The sequence below is a fragment of the Aromatoleum evansii genome, from assembly GCF_045689615.1.
GTDB classification, from domain to species: domain Bacteria; phylum Pseudomonadota; class Gammaproteobacteria; order Burkholderiales; family Rhodocyclaceae; genus Aromatoleum; species Aromatoleum evansii.
Map to the genome: position 1 here is coordinate 2409827 of NZ_CP141259.1, position 16690 is coordinate 2426516.

Below are 16690 nucleotides of genomic sequence, written 5' to 3' on the forward strand. Positions count from 1 at the left end.
GCGCGTCACCCGCGAAGGGCAGGTGACGCGCCCGTGCCCGCCCGGCGGGCAGGCGACTTCTCACTCGTGAAAGACGGTGTCCTCGAGCGGCTTCCATCCGGCCGTCGCGACGACCAGGAGGACCAGATCCTCAGCGCCGCTTCGCTCGAAGGCATGCTTCTTGTTGCGCGGAAGGTTGAAGATGTCGCCGGGCTTGGCCGGACGGCTTTCGATCTGTCCGGCGTCGTTCTCCAGCCGTGCGGTGCCGCTGCCGCGCGCCACATACACCACGTGATCTTCCTGCGCATGATGGTGCAGGCGGATCTTGCTCATGCGAATGATTTGCAGCTCGCTGTTGCCGGCACGGGTCGACGAGATGACCTTGGCCGTGGGACCGCCCGCAGGCAGCGGGTTGGCGGCGACCGCCGCGTCGAGGTTCGCCGTTTCGATCTTCTTGTCCTGGGCGGCGAGGGGGGGTGCGAACAGCTGGACGGCAGCCAAGGCCGCCACGGTCAACAGGGTGCGGTTGGTTTTCATGATCGACTGCTCCTTCGGGGTTGGGGGCCTCCCTGTGTTTTGCCCAAAGGACGCAGAACCCGGCCGGACGGTTCCAGCCCGCCGGCGAGGTAGTCGGGGAGCGTCTCAGCTCGCCGCTTCGACGCGAAAGACCGCGGGGTCGTCGCCGTGCTCGATCAGGATCCTGCGCACCCGCTCCTGCCACAGCCGGCCGAAGCGGGCGGACAGTTCGAGATCGTCCGGCGCCTGCAGGCACCGCCCCAGCAGTTCGGGCATTTCGGGATCGGCGGGAACCGACGAGAGATCCGCCTGCGCGTCGACGGACGTCGCGGTGTCGAGGCGCGTGAAACGCATCGCCAGCGGCAGCTCGGCCGCGAAGTCGAGCAGGCCCCGTCGCACGAAGCGGCCGCCCAGCCCCTTGAAACCGCCGTCATGCGCCGCGCCGGTCAGCAAGGTGATCACGCTTGCGATCACGCCCGTCACGCCCTCGTCCTGGCGCCCGCGGAACTCGACCCGCAAGCCGCCTCGCTCGGGCAACCGGTCCGGGTAGAGCGCACGCAGCGCATGCACGCACACCATGTACGCCGACGCGACCGTCGGGCACGAATGACCGGCGAGCTTCACCGCATCCTCATAGTCATACTCGATGATGCCCCCCTCGCTGGCACCCAGGAGGGCTGCGAGCGGGTCGTGCAGCTCGATGCGGCGCACATCGGCAAAAAAATCCGGGAACCTCATTTCAGACCTCTTATCCTTGCGTTTTGCGACGACCACCGTCCGGCGCACTCACCGCCCGGGCGCAGTGGAGCAACTTCCTGCATCGCGCAAGGATCTCAACAAGGCTGCAGTCGTCTCATTGATGTCCGTCAACCGGCGGTCCGCGTTCGCGGTCGGGCGGTTGCGGGTTGATCGAATCGATCGGGAGATTTCATGACGCGCTTCTCCACGCCGCCGGCCCTGGCCGACGCCGCTGCTTCCCGCTACGCAACGCACATCGCACGCCGCATGGCCCTGGCCCTGATCGCGTCTGTCGGCTGCCTTTCAGCTGCAGCTTCGGCACAGACGGTGGTCCGCAGCGAAGCGGGGCCGGTCCGTGTGACCGAGGTCGCGCGCGGTCTCGACACCCCGTGGTCGCTTGCCTTCCTCCCCGACGGCAACATGCTCGTCACCGAAAGGCCGGGCCGGTTGCGCGTGGTGACCCCGGACGGCAAGCTCTCGCCGCCGATCCAGAACGTCCCGCGAGTCCATGCGACAGGGCAGGGCGGCTTGCTCGACGTCGTCGTCGGACCGGATTTCGCCCGCGACCGCCTCATCTGGCTCTCGTTCGCCCAACCGACGCAGAAAGGCGCCCGCACCGCGGTCGCCCGCGCGCGCCTCGACCAGGCGGGCGCGAGCCTGCAGAACGTCGAGATTGTCTTCGCGCAGCGCGAAGATCCGGACGGGCGCAATCACTGGGGATCTCGCCTCGTGTTCGACCGCGAGGGCAGACTCTTCGTCACGCTGGGCGACCGCCAGTCCTATCGCGACAGCGCGCAGGACGTGGGCAGCCATCTCGGCAAGATCGTGCGGATCGCACCCGACGGCAGCATTCCCAACGACAATCCGTTCGTAGGCAAAGGCGGCGCCTTGCCGGAGATCTGGTCCTACGGCCACCGCAACGTCCAGGGTGCGGCGCTGCACCCGGTGAGCGGAAAGCTGTGGGCCCACGAACACGGGCCGCAGGGCGGCGACGAGGTCAACATCGTGCGTGCCGGCGCCAACTACGGCTGGCCGGTGATCACGTACGGAAAGGAATACGTCACCGGATTCAGCATCGGCGAGGGAACGCAGCGGGCCGACGTCGTCGCCCCGGTGCGCTACTGGATCCCTTCGATCGCGCCCTCGGGGATGAGCTTCTATACGGGCGACGCCTTCCCCAAGTGGAAGGGCAACCTCTTCGTCGGCGCCCTGCGCGGGCAGACTCTCGTGCGGATCGAGCTGGACGGCGAAAAATTCGTCCGCGAAGAACGCCTGCTCACGGAGCTGGGCAGTCGCATCCGTGACGTTCGCCAGGGCCCCGACGGGAAGCTCTACCTCCTCGACGAAAGCGCGGGGCGCATCCTCCGCCTCGATCCGGGCTGATCGTCACGCGGCAGCGAGTCGCTCGAGGAAACGCGGCGGAATGGGCGCCACCTTGCGCGTCGTGTAATCGAAGAACACGAAACCCAGCTTCGCCCGCGCGACCTCACGCCCGGAGTCGTGCTCGCTGACCTGGCAGACGATATCCCCGCCGTACTTGTTGAAATCGTTGACCGCGAACCGGAACACCAGCGTCTCGCCCTCGAAGGACTCCGAGATGTACTGGAATGCGGCGTCGGTAATCACGGTCCCGACCCCTTCCACCTCGATATGCGTGTAACCCAGGCCGACGAAAAACGCCTCGCGCGCATTCGAAATCAGCATCACCATTTGCGCATTGTCGACGTGGCCGGCGCGATTCACGTGTTGGGCCCGGATGGGAAGCCGGGTCTCGAAGATGAAACGCTCGGGTAGTTCGACTTTGATGCGTGGCATGGGGAAATCGCTAAAGAGATCGCTTGCGGAGCCGTAAGTATAAAGAAAGCGCCGGTGTGCCGGTACGCGCCCGCCATTCACGCCGCAATGCGGGCCGATCGTCGGAATGCCCCGCCGTACCGTCGTTTGAAGCATCGAAGGGGCGCCAGAAATGTGTCAAACTGATCATGTTTGAGATTCGCCCTTAGCCCGGCGACGGTGATCGCCCTCGTCCCGTACCGCCATCGAAGCGGAGCATCTCGTGACCACCCTACAACCATCGCGCCATACCGGAGCTCCCGATGCGTTTCGTCCGCATCAGGGGGTGCTGCTCGAATGCCGCGACTTCGTCAGCCAGCGCGTACGCGAAGCGCTCGCCCGGGCTGTCGGCGAACTCGGCGATGAACTCAAGGCCCGGCGCTTGGGCGCGAAAACCGCCGACGAAGCGCAGAAACTGATCGAGTTGCAGGCGCTTCTGCGCGGTATCGGGGCCGACATCGACCGGGCTTTCAGCGCCGGCTTCGAGGATCAATTCCAGGAGCGCGCCAAGACCTCGAATGTCGGCGGCTCGTTCTACGAGGGCGAGAACGGCTTCTTTCCAGAACTTTCGCTCGTCGATGAAACCGAGATCGACGAAACCTTGGCAGTGAAGAACCTGGCCACCCGGCTGGAACGGGCCTGCGAGGCCGAAAATCAGGATCTGCAGACGCGGGTCGCCTTCATTCTGGGCGAGAGCGATATCGACAATGCCACCAACCCGATCGGCCCGACCGCAATCTGCGAAGCGCTGAAGAATATCTGCTGGGGGCAGGAGGCGTCCGGCGGCCTGCGCGCCACGGCGCTCGAACTGCTCGTCGGTCGACTGGCCGGGGAACTGTCCACGGTTTACCACGATGTCAATTCGCTGCTTGTCGCGCGTCGTGTGATGCCCAACGTCCGGCCACGCGCGCGACGGGGCAAAGCGTCGGAGCGCATGGCCGTGCGCAAGAGCGCAACGCTTCCCGGCGAACCCGATCCGTCCGACGTCGTGAAGGAGATCTTCACCGCCCGCGCCGCAGCAGCGGAAAGAGCCGACTGGCGGCAGCGCGCGGGCACGGTCGAGCTGATGCAACTGCTCGATGGCCTGCAGCAAGGGCGCGGAGACCTGGAGTTCGGCGGGCAAAGTTTCGCCCTCCCGTCCGATGGCCAGGTTTCCGGCAACGTCATCAACGCCCTCATCGAAGCCGGTCTCAGCAAGCAGGCGAGTTCGGTGGACGGCATCGTCATCGACGTCGTCGCCACCCTGTTCGACTACATCTTCGACGACTCGCGTGTTCCCGACGCGATGAAGGGGCTGATCGGCCGCCTGCAGATCCCCGTCCTGAAGCTGGCGATGATGGATCACGGCTTCTTCTCCAATCGCACTCATCCGGCCCGCAGGCTGATCAATCTGCTGGCGCAGGCAAGCGTCACCTGGGACGGTCCGCTCAGCGAGGACAGTTCCCTCTACCGCATCGCCGAGGGCATCGTCGTCCGCATCCAGAACCAGTTCGCGGACGAGCCGAGCGTCTTCGCAGGCTGCCTGCAGGAATTCGAGAACTATCTCGGCGAACAGGAGCGCTACGCGGATGCGCGCGCGGCGACGCTGACGGAGCGCCTGCGGGAGCGCGAGCGCATCGACCTCGCGCGCAAGCTCGGCGAAGACGCGCTGTCCGCGCATCTCGGGAACGAGGACATACCCGAAGTGGTGCGCGCCTTCATCCGCGACACCTGGACGCGGGTGCTCGGACATGCCGCGCTCGAGGTCGGCGCCACGGCGGCTCCGGTCAGGAGCGAACGTTGGGCCGGCGCGATGGCCGCAGTCGACGAGCTCGTCTGGAGCGTCCTTCCGAAGCAGAGCATGGAAGAGCGCCAGCGCATGGTGAAGCAGCTCCCGGTGATCCTGCGCAACCTGAAGGCGTGCATGACCGGCGCGGGGATCGAGGAAGCAAGCCAGAAGGCGTTCTTCTCGGAACTCGTCAAATGCCATGCGGCAGCACTGAAGGCGCCGGTCGCGCCCGCGCCGGCGCCGGTTCGTCCCGCGCCCAATGCGCCGGCAAGACCGTCCGGCCCCTTGCCCGGCCTGCAGCCGATCGGTGAGGAGCCCACGCCGGAAATGCTCGAGCTCGATCTGCTCACCCGTGGCAGCTGGCTGGAACTCAGGGACGAGTCGGGCGAGGTCCGGCGCGTGCGCCTGACGTGGATCAGTCCCGCACGCACCATGTACCTGTTTGCCAACCGCCAGGGGCAGCGCGCGCTTGCCCTGACGCGGACGGAGCTGGCGCGGCGTTTCGCGAGCGGCGAAGCATCGACCGCCGATCAGGAGCCCCTCCTGGATCGCGTCGTGGACGACGTCCTCGACGAATTGCGGGGCTGATCCCGGGAGCGTCCGAACCGGGACGAAATCAAACAGAATCCAGCAGGCGGGCAATCAAGCCGGCGACATCACGGAAACACTCGCCCGACTGCGCTGCACGAGAGGTAAAGGGAATGAATTCAGCCAGCAACCAGCGAGACCGCCGCCAGGTGACCGGAAACATCCGCGACTTCCTGCTCGCTGCCGACGAACTGCCCAGTCCGCGCGGCGCCGCGCTGCAGCTCATCGAGCTCGCGCGCGATCCCGACGTGCGCATCGACGCCGTGGTGCGCGTGATCCGATCCGATCCTGCATTGTCGGGCTTCGTCCTGCGCGCCGCGTCCGCCGCACGTTTCGGCCGCACGGAGCGTTCGCTCGACCTGCAGCAGGCAGTGATCAGGCTGGGCATGAACATCGTACGTGCGCATGCAGTCGCGTTGTCGCTGGTCACGAACCGGCCGAAGGTCACATCGAAGCGCTTCAACTACAACGCCTTCTGGACCTCGTCGCTGCTCAATGCGGCCGTGATGGAAGCGCTGGCCCGCCACCGCGGCGACCTCCCGGCGGCGGAAGCATTCACGCTGGGCCTGCTGAGCGAGATCGGAACGCTTGCGTTCGCCACGGGGGCCCCGGCAACCTACGACCTGACGCTGGAGCAGGCTGCGCGCGGCGCCGAGCCGGTCGAAACGGTGGAAATCGCCACCTTCGGCTTCGATCGTCACGAACTGTCCGCGGTCCTGCTGGCCGACTGGGGGCTGCCGACCTCGCTCGCCGACGTCGTGTACTGGCAATGCGATCCAGAAGGGGGCGGCTTCGAGCCCGATTCCCGTTCCTATCGTCTCGCTTGCGGCCTGCAGCTGGCGACCAAGCTCGCCGATACCTGCCTTGCCGCGCAACCCGATCCGGATTCGGTGGCGACGATCTACCTGCGCGCCGCGATCCTCGACCTCACGCCGGAAGAGACGCGCAAGCTCGCAATGGATGCCCTCGCCGAACTGCCGATGTGGACCGATCTCGTGCGCCTGCCCAAGCCCACGATCACGGCCCTGCCATCTTCCTGGGTGGATTGACCGGCCGGCTCAGAGAACTTTCAGCAGGTCGGTGCGGAGGTCTTCCGCACGCCGCTGGCCGGAGCGGCTCTCCATGATCATGCGAAACCACGCGGGGTAGTGCGCGCGCAACTCCTCATGCGTTCGTGCCCCGTTGATGCTGGTCATCAGCGAGACCGGCGCGTGGATGCTGCTGAACGTCTTCAGCGTGTTCAGCATGAAATTGCGCGCCATCTCCAGCTCCTTGGGATTGGGGGGCGTCGGCAGTGACCGGAATGCCGTGATGGACGGCATCGGGCCAGACGGCTCTGCCTCGGCACCGTCGGCCGCACGGAGCTTCTTCACCTCGATGAGGCCCAGCTCTTCCAGCGTACCGAGCGTGTGCGTCAAATCGTTGGCCGAGACCAGATCGCGCAGCTCGGACACCGTCCTGCGGCCATCCACGAGAATCAGGACTCGGCGCACGCGGGGCGAGAGTTCCCCGCTTCGGCTGGCGATCTCCTCCTGCCCTTTCTCGGTCTTGGCGAATACCACTCCCATCAATGTCTCCTGTTTATTCTGTGTGCAACGTCCGTCGAGGGGCGCAACGCGATTCTGGCATGACTTCTGTCCATGCAGCGAGAGTTGCCGGTGGCGGGATGCCTCAGGCCGGGCTCCGGTCGCCGGCAATGCGGAAAGTCTCGCGCCATGCTTGACGAAGGAATTCGCGTCCCTCTACAATCGCGCCTCTTCGCCACACTGGGCGGTTAGCTCAGCGGTAGAGCACTGCCTTCACACGGCAGGGGTCACTGGTTCGATCCCAGTACCGCCCACCAGTCGATGACGAAGACGCACGGAATTCCGGGCGGTTAGCTCAGCGGTAGAGCACTGCCTTCACACGGCAGGGGTCACTGGTTCGATCCCAGTACCGCCCACCACAGTTCAAGGCCCTGAAGCTTCGGTTTCAGGGCCTTTGTTCTTTTCGCGTGCGGATTATCGCGGTCACCGGCTTCGCGCAGCGAAGGAGGGGCGATGGCGTAGAATCCGCGTCTTTAGATCCGGCCCAGAGTCCTCATCGATGGCTTCCAACGTTCGCACCCGTTTCGCCCCCAGCCCCACCGGCTACCTCCATATCGGCGGCGCGCGTACCGCGCTCTTCTCGTGGGCCTTTGCGCGTCGCCACGGCGGCACGTTCATCCTCCGCATCGAGGACACCGACGTGGCGCGCTCGACCCCCGAAGCGGTGCAGGCAATCCTCGACGGCATGGCGTGGCTGGGGCTAGACGCCGACGAAGGCCCGTTCTACCAGATGCAGCGGATGGACCGCTACAAGGAAGTCATCCGGCAGATGCTGGCTGCCGGCACCGCATACTACTGCTACACCTCGCCCGAGGAACTCGACCGTATTCGCGAGGAACAGCGCGCACGGGGCGAGAAGCCGCGCTATGACGGCCGCTGGCGGCCCGAGCCCGGCAAGGCGCTGCCGACACCGCCGGAAGGCGTGAATCCGGTCGTGCGTTTCCGCAACCCGGCGGACGGCGTCGTCGCATGGGACGATCTCGTCAAGGGGCGCATCGAGATCGCCAACTCCGAGCTCGACGATCTCGTGATCGCCCGTGCCGACGGCACCCCCACCTACAACTTCTGCGTCGTTGTCGATGACCTCGACATGGGCATCACCCACGTCATCCGCGGCGACGACCATGTCAACAACACTCCGCGGCAGATCAATATCCTGCGCGCGCTGGGTGCCGAGGTGCCGCTGTACGCCCATCTTTCGATGATCCTCGGCGACGACGGCACCAAGCTGTCGAAGCGGCATGGTGCAGTGAGCGTGATGCAGTACGACGACGACGGCTATCTGCCCGAGGCGGTCGTGAATTACCTTGGTCGTCTGGGCTGGAGTCACGGCGACGACGAGATCTTCTCGCGCGAGCAGTTCGTCGAGTGGTTCGATCTCGACCACATCACGCCTTCGGCCGCGCAGTTCAACACCGAGAAGCTCAACTGGCTCAACGCCCATTACATCAAGCAGGCCGACGACGCACGTCTCGCGGCCGAGGTCGCGCGCCGTCTCGCGCGTCGCGGGGTCGATCCCGAGGCGGGACCCGCCATCGAGGCGGTGATCGCCCTTTACAAGGACCGCGTCGCCAACCTGAATGAGTTGGCGGACTCCGTGGAGCTGTATTGCGTCGAGCTACATCCGGCGCCCGAACTTGTGGCCCAGCACCTGACGGACGTGGCGCGTCCCGCGCTTGCCGCGCTCAAGGCGCGCCTGGAGGCGGTGGCGTGGGAAAAGGCCGCACTCAGCCAGGCAATCAAGGACACGATGGCCGAGCATGGCCTGAAGATGCCGCAAGTGGCGATTCCGCTCCGCGTGGCTACCTTGGGCGTTGCGCAGACCCCGGCGATCGACGCAGTGCTCGAGGTCCTCGGGCGCGAGCGCGTGCTTGCGCGCATGGCACGCTACATCTGACGCCTGTCCGCGGAAGCAGCCGATGAACCGGCTGCCCCCGCGAACCGCCATCTCTCCAACGGGGGCGCCAGGTGCGCCCCCGTTGCGCTGTACCGGGCGGCTGCGCACGACACGGTTGACGACGATCAAAATGTCGGCAGTTTCCCGGGGCCATGCAGCACATCGGGCCGTTCGCGCATGCAGGAGGTGCTCCGGCATTTGTTAGAATCCGCCCCTCCCGCTATCGGTAACAAAATGCAACCCAAAGCCTTGCATCGTCGAGCAAACCTGCGTCCACTCGGGGTGTTCGCCGGTATCGCCCTGTTCGGATTCAACGGTCTGGCGCTTGCGACCACCGGCAACGCCACGTTCGTCAAACCGTTCCGGCTCGAGTTTCATCCCGTCGCCCGTGTGACCTGCCCGCAATCGGGATCGTTGCCGCGAAACCTGATCGACGCGGCGGCCTGCGGCGACACGGTTCGCCTGCGCGCCCGCATTGCCGAGGGGGCGGACCTTGCAGCTACCGATTCGCGCAATCCGCTTCGGGGGCGCACCGCGCTCCATCACGCCGTCCAGCGTGGCGACCGGGAGGCGCTCGATGCGCTGTTGGCCGCCGGCGCGCGTCCCGATGCGGTAGACGCTGCGGGCAATGCCCCCTTGCATCTCGTGGCCATGCGCCCGCGCAAGGATGCTGACGTCGCAATCGTCGAGGCGCTGATCAGGGCCGGCGCGGACGCTCGTCTGCGCAACGCGAAGGGGCGTACGGCGCTTGCTGAGTTGATGAATTTCACGGCATACGGCATCGACCCCGTGCGCGTCGGCGTGGAACCGATCGGCAGCATGCTCGACGAGGCGGAGGCCAAGGGGCCTGTGAAGGTCGTGCCGCACGCGGGCGACCAGCCGGTCGAGGGCCAGGTTTCCGCGACCGTTGCGAGCACAGGCGGCGAGCCTCCCTCCGGAGCGAACGCAGCGGCCGATCCGCAGGACGCCGAAACTTCCGTTCGCGAGGCGCTGGAGGCCTGGGCCCGGGCGTGGTCCGCACGCGATATCGATGCATATTTCGGCCACTACGCGCCCGATTTCCGTCCCGCCGACGGCCGGCCGCTCGAGCAGTGGCGCACCGTGCGGCGCGAGCGCATCGGCGGAGCGTCGTCCATCGACGTCAAGCTCGCGGAAGTGAAGATCCAGGTCGATGGAACGCGTGCCGTCGCACAATTCCGCCAGGATTACCGCAGCGACGCGCTGCAATCGGTGGACCGGAAAACTGTCGTGTTCGGCAGCGTGGCAGGCAGCTGGCGCATCGTCGAGGAGCGGACCTCCAAATAGATCCGGCGGCGACGAGTCCTCGCCGCAAAAATATCGACCGAAGGATTCGTTCGCAGCAATGCGGTGACGCTGCCGGTCCGCGAATGCAGCCTCTCGGGCACCGCTTGTTATAGGGAGTGCGCTTGCGCAGCGCGGGGCAGGGCATCCCCGCCAGGTGACGGCCGGTGCTCAGTCGGCGGCGAAACACTCGCTGAAGTAGCGGTCCCGCAGGGCGCGCGCACGCGCTTCATGGTCGCGCTTGTAACGGTTTCGTCGCAGATGCATCCTGGCGTCGGCATCAGCCCGGTCGGCGCGTTCCTGATAGCTCGCACAGCGAGCGGCGTGTGCCTCGCGCTCGTCGTCGCGCCGCTTGAGTTCCGCGCGCGCGCTGCGCTTCGCCGTTTCCCGCGCGGACTCGATTTCCGAGACGAAACCCTGCTCCTTGCGTGCGCGCGCCTGCGCGGCTACCCGTTCCCGTGGGGTGGGGGCGTGCACCGGGAGATCGATGCGCGCCCCCTCGTCATTGCACGGGAGCGCTTGATAGCTAGTTTGTCCGTTGGCTGATGCACACTTGAATACTTGCGCCTGGCCGGCGGCGGGAACAAGGGTGAACGCCGTCGCGACGACGGCTATTGCGTGCAGGTTTCTCCGGCTCATGACGGTAGCGGATTGATGAAATTCCACATGATGCCATATGCATTATCAGGCGTCGCGTGCGCCCGACCACGAAGGCTCTTGCCCTTTTTTTGCGGTTACTACGAATGCCGGGCGACGCAACTGCATGTTGCAATCCCGCTCAAGCTTGAGCACTATAATTCACCGGCACTTTATTGCCGCTCAAATAGGGGTAGCCCCAATGTCCAACGATGAGAACTCGTCACGGCTGAAACGCCCTGACCTGTCGCTGGAAGAGAACAATTACTTGCTGATGCTCGGCGACCGCATTCGCGACCTGCGGGCGCAACGGGGAATGACGCGCAAGATGCTGGCGCATCAGTCCGGGGTGTCGGAGCGCTACCTTGCCCAGCTCGAAACGGGGCACGGGAACATCTCCATCATCCTGTTGCGGCAGATCGCGCAGGGACTCGGCTTTCCCATCGTCGACCTCGTGCGCGAAGAGGCGGAGCAGTCGCCCGAGCTGACGCTGCTGATGCAGTACCTGAGCCGATTTCCGCCCAAGACGCATGAGTGGGCGCGCCGGCTGCTGCAGAACGAACTCGAATCGTCCGGGCGGAGCGCGCGCAGGCAGCGCATCGCCTTCATCGGCCTGCGCGGGGCCGGGAAGACTACGCTGGGCACGATGCTCGCCGAGCACCTGGGCGTCCCTTTCCTCGAGCTCGCGAAGGTCATCGAGCAGGAGGCGGGCGCCGACCTGTCCGAAATCTTTTCGCTTTACGGGCAGTCGGCTTACCGGCGCTACGAGCGCCGCGGGCTGGAGTCGGTGGTCGCACACAACGAAGCCTTCGTGCTGATCGCTGGCGGCAGCATCGTCTCCGAACCGGCGAACTTCGACCTCCTGCTGTCATCGTGTTTCACGATCTGGCTGTGCGCTTCGCCCGAGGAACACATGGCCCGCGTCATGGCACAGGGGGATTACCGCCCCATGCACGGCAACCAGGAGGCGATGGAAGACCTGAAGCGCATCCTGGCCGGCCGGACGGCCATGTACAGCAAGGCCGACGCCATCATCGATACATCCGGCCGCACGGTCGAGCAATCCTTCCTGGATATCCTCGAAGTGCTGTCGCGCTGAAGGGCCCCCGGCAGCGCGCGCGATCCTTTCCGCGCCCCTCCGGCGCGGAACAATTCCGGACGCCTCCTCTTCCCCGGTCGTCTCGCGGCGACCAAATTGCACGAATAGTGGCTATTGCGCTGCAGCATCCTGCATGCAGCCTTCACTCTCTCTCTTCTCATTCCGCTGATCATCCCTGAAGCCCGGCCGTTGCAGGCAATCGAGGCGGGGGCGGTTTGCCACTGATCCCTCGCAGGCGACGGCGGTACGCTTGCTGCGATGCAACGCAATGCATTTATTTGTGCGCTGCAGCGAATAAAAGTGCAGTTTTGCGCACTTAAAATGCAATCAAGTGCATGTAAAGGTGCCGCTCATTTGACTTAGGTCAACAACGACTGCACTGCAGTGCGTAACATGCGAAATCATGCAGTAACGGCACAATAATGCAGCAAAGGCGGACTCAGGGACGGGATCCGCAACACATCAGAGGAGATAGTTCGATGAGCGATGGTTTGTTCGACCAGTTCAAGACCTGGTACGAGAAGCGCCACGATTATGCACGCGACTGGAAGGCGCGGACAGGTGGCCAGGTGGTGGCAACGATGTGCACCTACACGCCGGAAGAGCTGCTGATCGCGGCCGGCATGCTGCCGGTGCGTGTCCTCGGTGCGCACGAACCGCAGAACGTGACGGAGCCGCATATCTTCGGCATGTTCTGCCCGTTCTGCCGCGACTCGCTCGCACAGGGCCTGCTCGGCCGCTTCGACTACGCTGAAGGCGTCACGCTGACCCAATCGTGTATCCAGTATCGCCAGACCTTCGGTTCCTGGCGCCTGCACGTCCCCACCGTGAAGTGGGACTACTACGTGCCGATGCCCAACGAAGTCCAGTCGCAGCATTCCCGCAAGGCCCACTACGAGGAAGTGCAGTCCTTCCGCGTGTTCCTGCAGACGCTGACGGGCAAGGAAATCACCGACGCGATGCTGAAGGATGCGCTCGCCGTGTGCGACGAGAACCGCCGCCTGCTGCGCGAACTGTACGAGTACCGCAAGGAAGCCGACCCGAAGGTCACCGGCGTCGAAGCCCTGTACGCATCGCTGACCGCGCAGTTCATCGACAAGCGCGAGCACAACGAGATGCTGAAGAAGACCCTCGCTGCGCTGCCGACCCGCAAGGTCGAGCGCAAGACCGGCGCGCGCTTCATGACCATCGGTTCCGAGAACGACGACATCGCGTTCATGGGCATGGTGGAGTCGGTCGGCGCGACCATCGTCATTGATGACCAGTGCTCGGGCAGCCGCTACTTCTGGAACGCCTCGAAGTCCGAAGGTGATGTGATCAAGGCGATTGCCGAGCGTTACTGCGACCGCCCGGCCTGTCCGACCAAGGATTACCCGGCGCACACCCGTTTCGACCATGTTCTCGGTCTGGCCAAGGACTACGGCGTTCAAGGCGCGATCTTCCTGCAGCAGAAGTTCTGCGATCCGCACGAGGGCGATTACCCGGATCTGAAGCGTCATCTCGAGGATAACGGGATTCCGACGCTGTTCCTGGAATTCGACATCACCAATCCGATCGGGCCCTTCCGCATCCGTATCGAGGCATTCCTCGAGACGCTGAGCGAAGAAGAGCTGTTCTGAACTGACGGGAAAGAGGGATAAACGCCATGGCAAATCTGTATCCGACCGAGCCGCTGAAGCTCTGGAAGAAGGCGAAGGAGCTTCGCGAGCAGTACTACATGAACTACGCCCGTGCGAAAGAGAAGGGCGGCATCCGCTGGTCCGGCTCGGCCTGGGCGCTGGACGCGATCCCCGCCGGCCTCGGTGAGGACGTCTATTCGCTGACCGGCGAGCCGTACGCCGCCGCCGTCGCCCACGACCGCAAGTTCGCCAAGGAGTGCATGGACGCAGCCGAAGCCTACGGTTTCGCCCGTGACCTGTGCTCGTACATGCGGATCTACTGGGGTGGCATGCACCTGAACAAGTACGCCTTCGGCGGCGAGTTCCCGAAGCCTGACTTTGTTTTCCAGACGCAGATCTGCTGCTCGCACTCCAAGTGGTACCAGCACGTCGCGAAGGAAGAGAAGATCCCCGAGTTCTACCTCGACGTTGGCGTCGGTCCGTACAAGGACATGACGGACGCCCGTCTCGACTACGTCGCCAACCAGCTGCATGACGGCATCGAGTTCGTGCAGAAGGCCAGCGGCCGCGAGTTCAACGACGAGCTGTTCATCGAGGCGGTCAAGAACGAGATGCGTTCGACCTCCCGCTGGGCCGACATCTGCGCGCTGAACAAGGTGAAGCCCGCGCCGCTCGACGAGAAGACGATGTACTCGCTGTATGTGCTCTGCACGCTGTCGAAGTCGTCGAAGTGGTGCGCCGACTTCATGGACGAGCTGTACGAGGAAGTGAAGGATCGCGTCGCCCGCGGAATCGCTGCCGTGCCGAACGAAACGATCCGCCTGATGACGGACACGCAGCCGCCCTGGTCCTTCCTGAAGATCTTCCGCTACCTCGAGACCTACGGTGCGGTGTCGATCGGCTCGCTCTACACCTTCGCGCTGGAAGGCATCTGGGAAGAGAAGGCCGACGGTACCTGGGGTGGTCGTACGCTGCCGTGGAACAAGGGCATCGAGATCAAGGATCGCGCGACCGCCGTGCGCCTGTATGCCGACTGGAACCTGTCGAAGCCGCAGTGGCAGCACTTCTACGACCCGACCATCAAGAGCGACATGATGCTGCGCATCATCAAGGAATGGCAGGTCGACGGCGTGATGCTGCACCTGAACCGCGGCTGCGAAGGCCTGTCGGTCGGCATCATGGAAAACCGCCTGGCGATCGCCAAGTCGGGCACGCCGGTGATGACCTTCGAAGGAAACATGGGCGACGAGCGCGAGTTCGACGAAGTGCGCACCCAGGCACGTGTCGACGCCTTCATGGAGCAGCTTGGCGTGCGTCGCCAGGCCGCCTGATCGGTAACAGAGCCAAGAGGAGACGAGAATGATTACCGCTGGAATCGATATGGGCTCCCGCAGCGTCAAGGTGGTGCTGCTGGAACAAATCAAGGTTGAAGGCGCCAAGGCGCCGAGCTTCGCGGTCAAGAAGGCTCACCTGATGCTGCCGGGCGACCTCGACGCCGATCAGGCTGCCGAGAAGGCCTTCGACGCCGCGCTGGCCGAGGCTGGCGTGACCCGCGACCAGGTGAAGTCGGTGTTCGCAACCGGCGCCGGCCGCGGCCAGGTGGCCTTCGCGACCGAAGGCATCACCGAGATGACCGCCGGTGCGCGCGGTGCGGTGTTCATGTATCCGCAGGCCCGCACGGTGGTGGACGTCGGTGCCGAGGAAGGGCGCGGCATCAAGACCGATCCGGACGGCAAGGCGATCGACTTCGCCGGTAACGAGAAGTGCGCCGCCGGCGCCGGCTCCTTCGCCGAGGCGATGAGCCGCGCGCTGCAGCTGTCGCTGAAGGAGTTCGGTGAGGCCAGCCTGCGCTCGGACAAGAGCATCCCGATGAACGCGCAATGCACCGTGTTCGCGGAGTCGGAAGTGGTGTCGCTGATCCACTCCTCGACGCCCAAGGAAGACATCGCCAAGGCGGTGCTGGATGCGGTGGCCAGCCGCGTGTGCGCGATGGTGCGTCGCGTCGGCATCGAAGGCAACGTCGTGCTGATCGGCGGCATGGGCCACAACCCCGGTTTCGTCCAGTCGCTGAAGACCGCAATGGACGTCGATGAGGTTCTCCTGCCCGAACTGCCCGAGTTCGTCAGCGCCCTGGGTTGCGCGCTGATTGCAGCCGAGCGAGTGCACTGAACCGACACGCGAACAGATACGGATTAAGGAGCGATCAAATGAATGCAGAAGTTGCTGCCGCCACCGCCGCCCCCGAGAAGAAGGAATTCTGGCGCTGGCAGGAAAACACCTGGTACGACGAGACCAAGAACTGGAAGGACGCCAAGATCATCACCTGCGGCATCGACGTCGGGTCGGTGTCCTCGCAGGCGGTGCTGGTCTGTGACGGTGAGCTGTATGGCTACAATAGCATGCGCACCGGCAACAATTCGCCGGACTCGGCCAAGAACGCCCTGCAGGGCATCATGGACAAGATCGGCATGAAGCTCGAGGACATCAACTATGTCGTCGGCACCGGCTACGGCCGGGTGAACGTGCCCTTCGCCCACAAGGCGATCACCGAGATCGCCTGCCATGCCCGCGGCGCGAACTACATGGGTGGCAACAAGGTGCGCACCATCCTGGACATGGGCGGCCAGGACTGCAAGGCCATCCACTGCGATGACAAGGGCAAGGTCACGAACTTCCTGATGAACGACAAGTGCGCAGCCGGTACCGGCCGCGGCATGGAAGTCATCTCCGACCTGATGCAGATCCCCATCGCCGAACTGGGCCCGCGCTCCTTTGACGTCGAGACCGAACCGGAAGCCGTGTCGTCGATCTGCGTGGTGTTCGCGAAGTCCGAGGCGCTGGGCCTGCTGAAGGCCGGCTACACCAAGAACATGGTGATCGCGGCTTACTGCCAGGCGATGGCCGAGCGCGTGGTGAGCCTGCTGGAGCGGATCGGCGTGGAAGAGGGCTTCTTCATCACCGGCGGTATCGCGAAGAACCCGGGCGTCGTGAAGCGCATCGAGCGTCTGCTGGGCATCAAGCAGCTCGAGACCAAGATCGACAGCCAGATCGCCGGCGCGCTGGGTGCTGCGCTGTTCGGCTACACGCTGATGCAGAAGCAGGCCGCCAAGTAATTGGCGCAAGGGCCGC

General features: G+C 64.8%; 15 protein-coding genes, 2 tRNA genes and 1 pseudogene. 12 read left to right on the forward strand and 6 right to left on the reverse strand.

Going from position 1 to position 16690, the window contains the following annotated elements; genetic code table 11:
- Positions 1–60: 60 nt before the first annotated feature.
- Positions 61–516, reverse strand: coding sequence for a cupin domain-containing protein (locus tag U5817_RS11255; RefSeq protein WP_407280811.1), 456 nt, complete (start codon positions 514–516; stop codon positions 61–63).
- Between the two features lie 105 nt (positions 517–621).
- The gene (locus tag U5817_RS11260; RefSeq protein WP_407280812.1) at positions 622–1233 is read right to left on the reverse strand and encodes a hypothetical protein; all 612 of its coding nucleotides are present in this window, start codon (positions 1231–1233) and stop codon (positions 622–624) included.
- Positions 1234–1500: 267 nt separating this feature from the next.
- Between U5817_RS11260 and U5817_RS11265 the strand changes: the two genes are divergently transcribed.
- A complete protein-coding gene (locus U5817_RS11265; protein WP_407281058.1) occupies positions 1501–2616 on the forward strand; it encodes a PQQ-dependent sugar dehydrogenase in 1116 nt (371 codons plus the stop codon).
- Between the two features lie 3 nt (positions 2617–2619).
- Here the strand turns inward: U5817_RS11265 and U5817_RS11270 are convergent, their stop codons facing one another.
- Positions 2620–3048 (reverse strand): acyl-CoA thioesterase, encoded by a 429-nt coding sequence (locus tag U5817_RS11270; protein ID WP_407280814.1) that lies wholly within the window; start codon positions 3046–3048, stop codon positions 2620–2622.
- Between the two features lie 241 nt (positions 3049–3289).
- Here U5817_RS11270 and U5817_RS11275 point away from each other — a divergent pair, with 241 nt between their 5' ends.
- Together U5817_RS11275 and U5817_RS11280 are read left to right on the forward strand one after the other, a co-directional pair.
- Positions 3290–5422, forward strand: a complete 2133-nt coding sequence (locus tag U5817_RS11275) for a DUF1631 domain-containing protein (RefSeq protein ID WP_407280816.1) — start codon at positions 3290–3292, stop codon at positions 5420–5422.
- 113 nt (positions 5423–5535) lie between these two features.
- Positions 5536–6471 carry an HDOD domain-containing protein gene (locus U5817_RS11280; protein ID WP_169130843.1) on the forward strand — a complete coding sequence of 312 codons (936 nt, stop codon included), beginning with the start codon at positions 5536–5538 and terminating at the stop codon, positions 6469–6471.
- Between the two features lie 9 nt (positions 6472–6480).
- On the opposite strand, the gene U5817_RS11285 is transcribed toward U5817_RS11280, so the two are convergent.
- Positions 6481–6990 (reverse strand): hypothetical protein, encoded by a 510-nt coding sequence (locus tag U5817_RS11285; RefSeq protein ID WP_169130841.1) that lies wholly within the window; start codon positions 6988–6990, stop codon positions 6481–6483.
- Positions 6991–7190: 200 nt separating this feature from the next.
- On the opposite strand from U5817_RS11285, the gene U5817_RS11290 reads away from it, so the two are divergent.
- The 4 genes from U5817_RS11290 (at position 7191) to U5817_RS11305 (ending at position 10210) form a co-directional block, all read left to right on the forward strand.
- A tRNA-Val gene (locus U5817_RS11290) sits at positions 7191–7265 on the forward strand.
- Positions 7266–7292: 27 nt separating this feature from the next.
- Positions 7293–7367, forward strand: a tRNA-Val gene (locus tag U5817_RS11295).
- Positions 7368–7507: 140 nt separating this feature from the next.
- Positions 7508–8905, forward strand: coding sequence for a glutamate--tRNA ligase (gene gltX / locus U5817_RS11300; RefSeq protein WP_407280818.1), 1398 nt, complete (start codon positions 7508–7510; stop codon positions 8903–8905).
- A gap of 177 nt (positions 8906–9082) precedes the next feature.
- On the forward strand, positions 9083–10210 hold the full coding sequence (locus U5817_RS11305) for an ankyrin repeat domain-containing protein (protein WP_407280819.1): 1128 nt from the start codon (positions 9083–9085) through the stop codon (positions 10208–10210).
- Positions 10211–10378: 168 nt separating this feature from the next.
- On the opposite strand, the gene U5817_RS11310 is transcribed toward U5817_RS11305, so the two are convergent.
- Both U5817_RS11310 and U5817_RS11315 read right to left on the reverse strand, forming a co-directional pair.
- On the reverse strand, positions 10379–10684 hold the full coding sequence (locus tag U5817_RS11310; protein ID WP_246262367.1) for a hypothetical protein: 306 nt from the start codon (positions 10682–10684) through the stop codon (positions 10379–10381).
- 24 nt (positions 10685–10708) lie between these two features.
- Positions 10709–10846 (reverse strand): annotated as a pseudogene (locus U5817_RS11315) (DUF4124 domain-containing protein); the annotation flags it as partial.
- A 199-nt stretch (positions 10847–11045) separates the two neighbouring features.
- On the opposite strand from U5817_RS11315, the gene U5817_RS11320 reads away from it, so the two are divergent.
- From U5817_RS11320 to bzdQ, 5 genes are all read left to right on the forward strand, one after another.
- Complete coding sequence (locus U5817_RS11320) at positions 11046–11942, forward strand: helix-turn-helix transcriptional regulator (RefSeq protein ID WP_169130833.1); 897 nt, start codon at positions 11046–11048, stop codon at positions 11940–11942.
- Between the two features lie 479 nt (positions 11943–12421).
- Positions 12422–13561, forward strand: coding sequence for a benzoyl-CoA reductase, bzd-type, subunit N (bzdN, locus tag U5817_RS11325; RefSeq protein ID WP_169130831.1), 1140 nt, complete (start codon positions 12422–12424; stop codon positions 13559–13561).
- A gap of 26 nt (positions 13562–13587) precedes the next feature.
- Positions 13588–14892 carry a benzoyl-CoA reductase, bzd-type, subunit O gene (bzdO, locus tag U5817_RS11330; RefSeq protein WP_169130829.1) on the forward strand — a complete coding sequence of 435 codons (1305 nt, stop codon included), beginning with the start codon at positions 13588–13590 and terminating at the stop codon, positions 14890–14892.
- Between the two features lie 28 nt (positions 14893–14920).
- Positions 14921–15730 carry an acyl-CoA dehydratase activase gene (locus tag U5817_RS11335; protein WP_407280821.1) on the forward strand — a complete coding sequence of 270 codons (810 nt, stop codon included), beginning with the start codon at positions 14921–14923 and terminating at the stop codon, positions 15728–15730.
- Positions 15731–15768: 38 nt separating this feature from the next.
- Positions 15769–16674: a benzoyl-CoA reductase, bzd-type, subunit Q gene (bzdQ, locus tag U5817_RS11340; protein WP_169130825.1), complete on the forward strand. Its 906-nt coding sequence runs from the start codon at positions 15769–15771 to the stop codon at positions 16672–16674.
- The last annotated feature ends 16 nt before the right edge of the window (positions 16675–16690 follow it).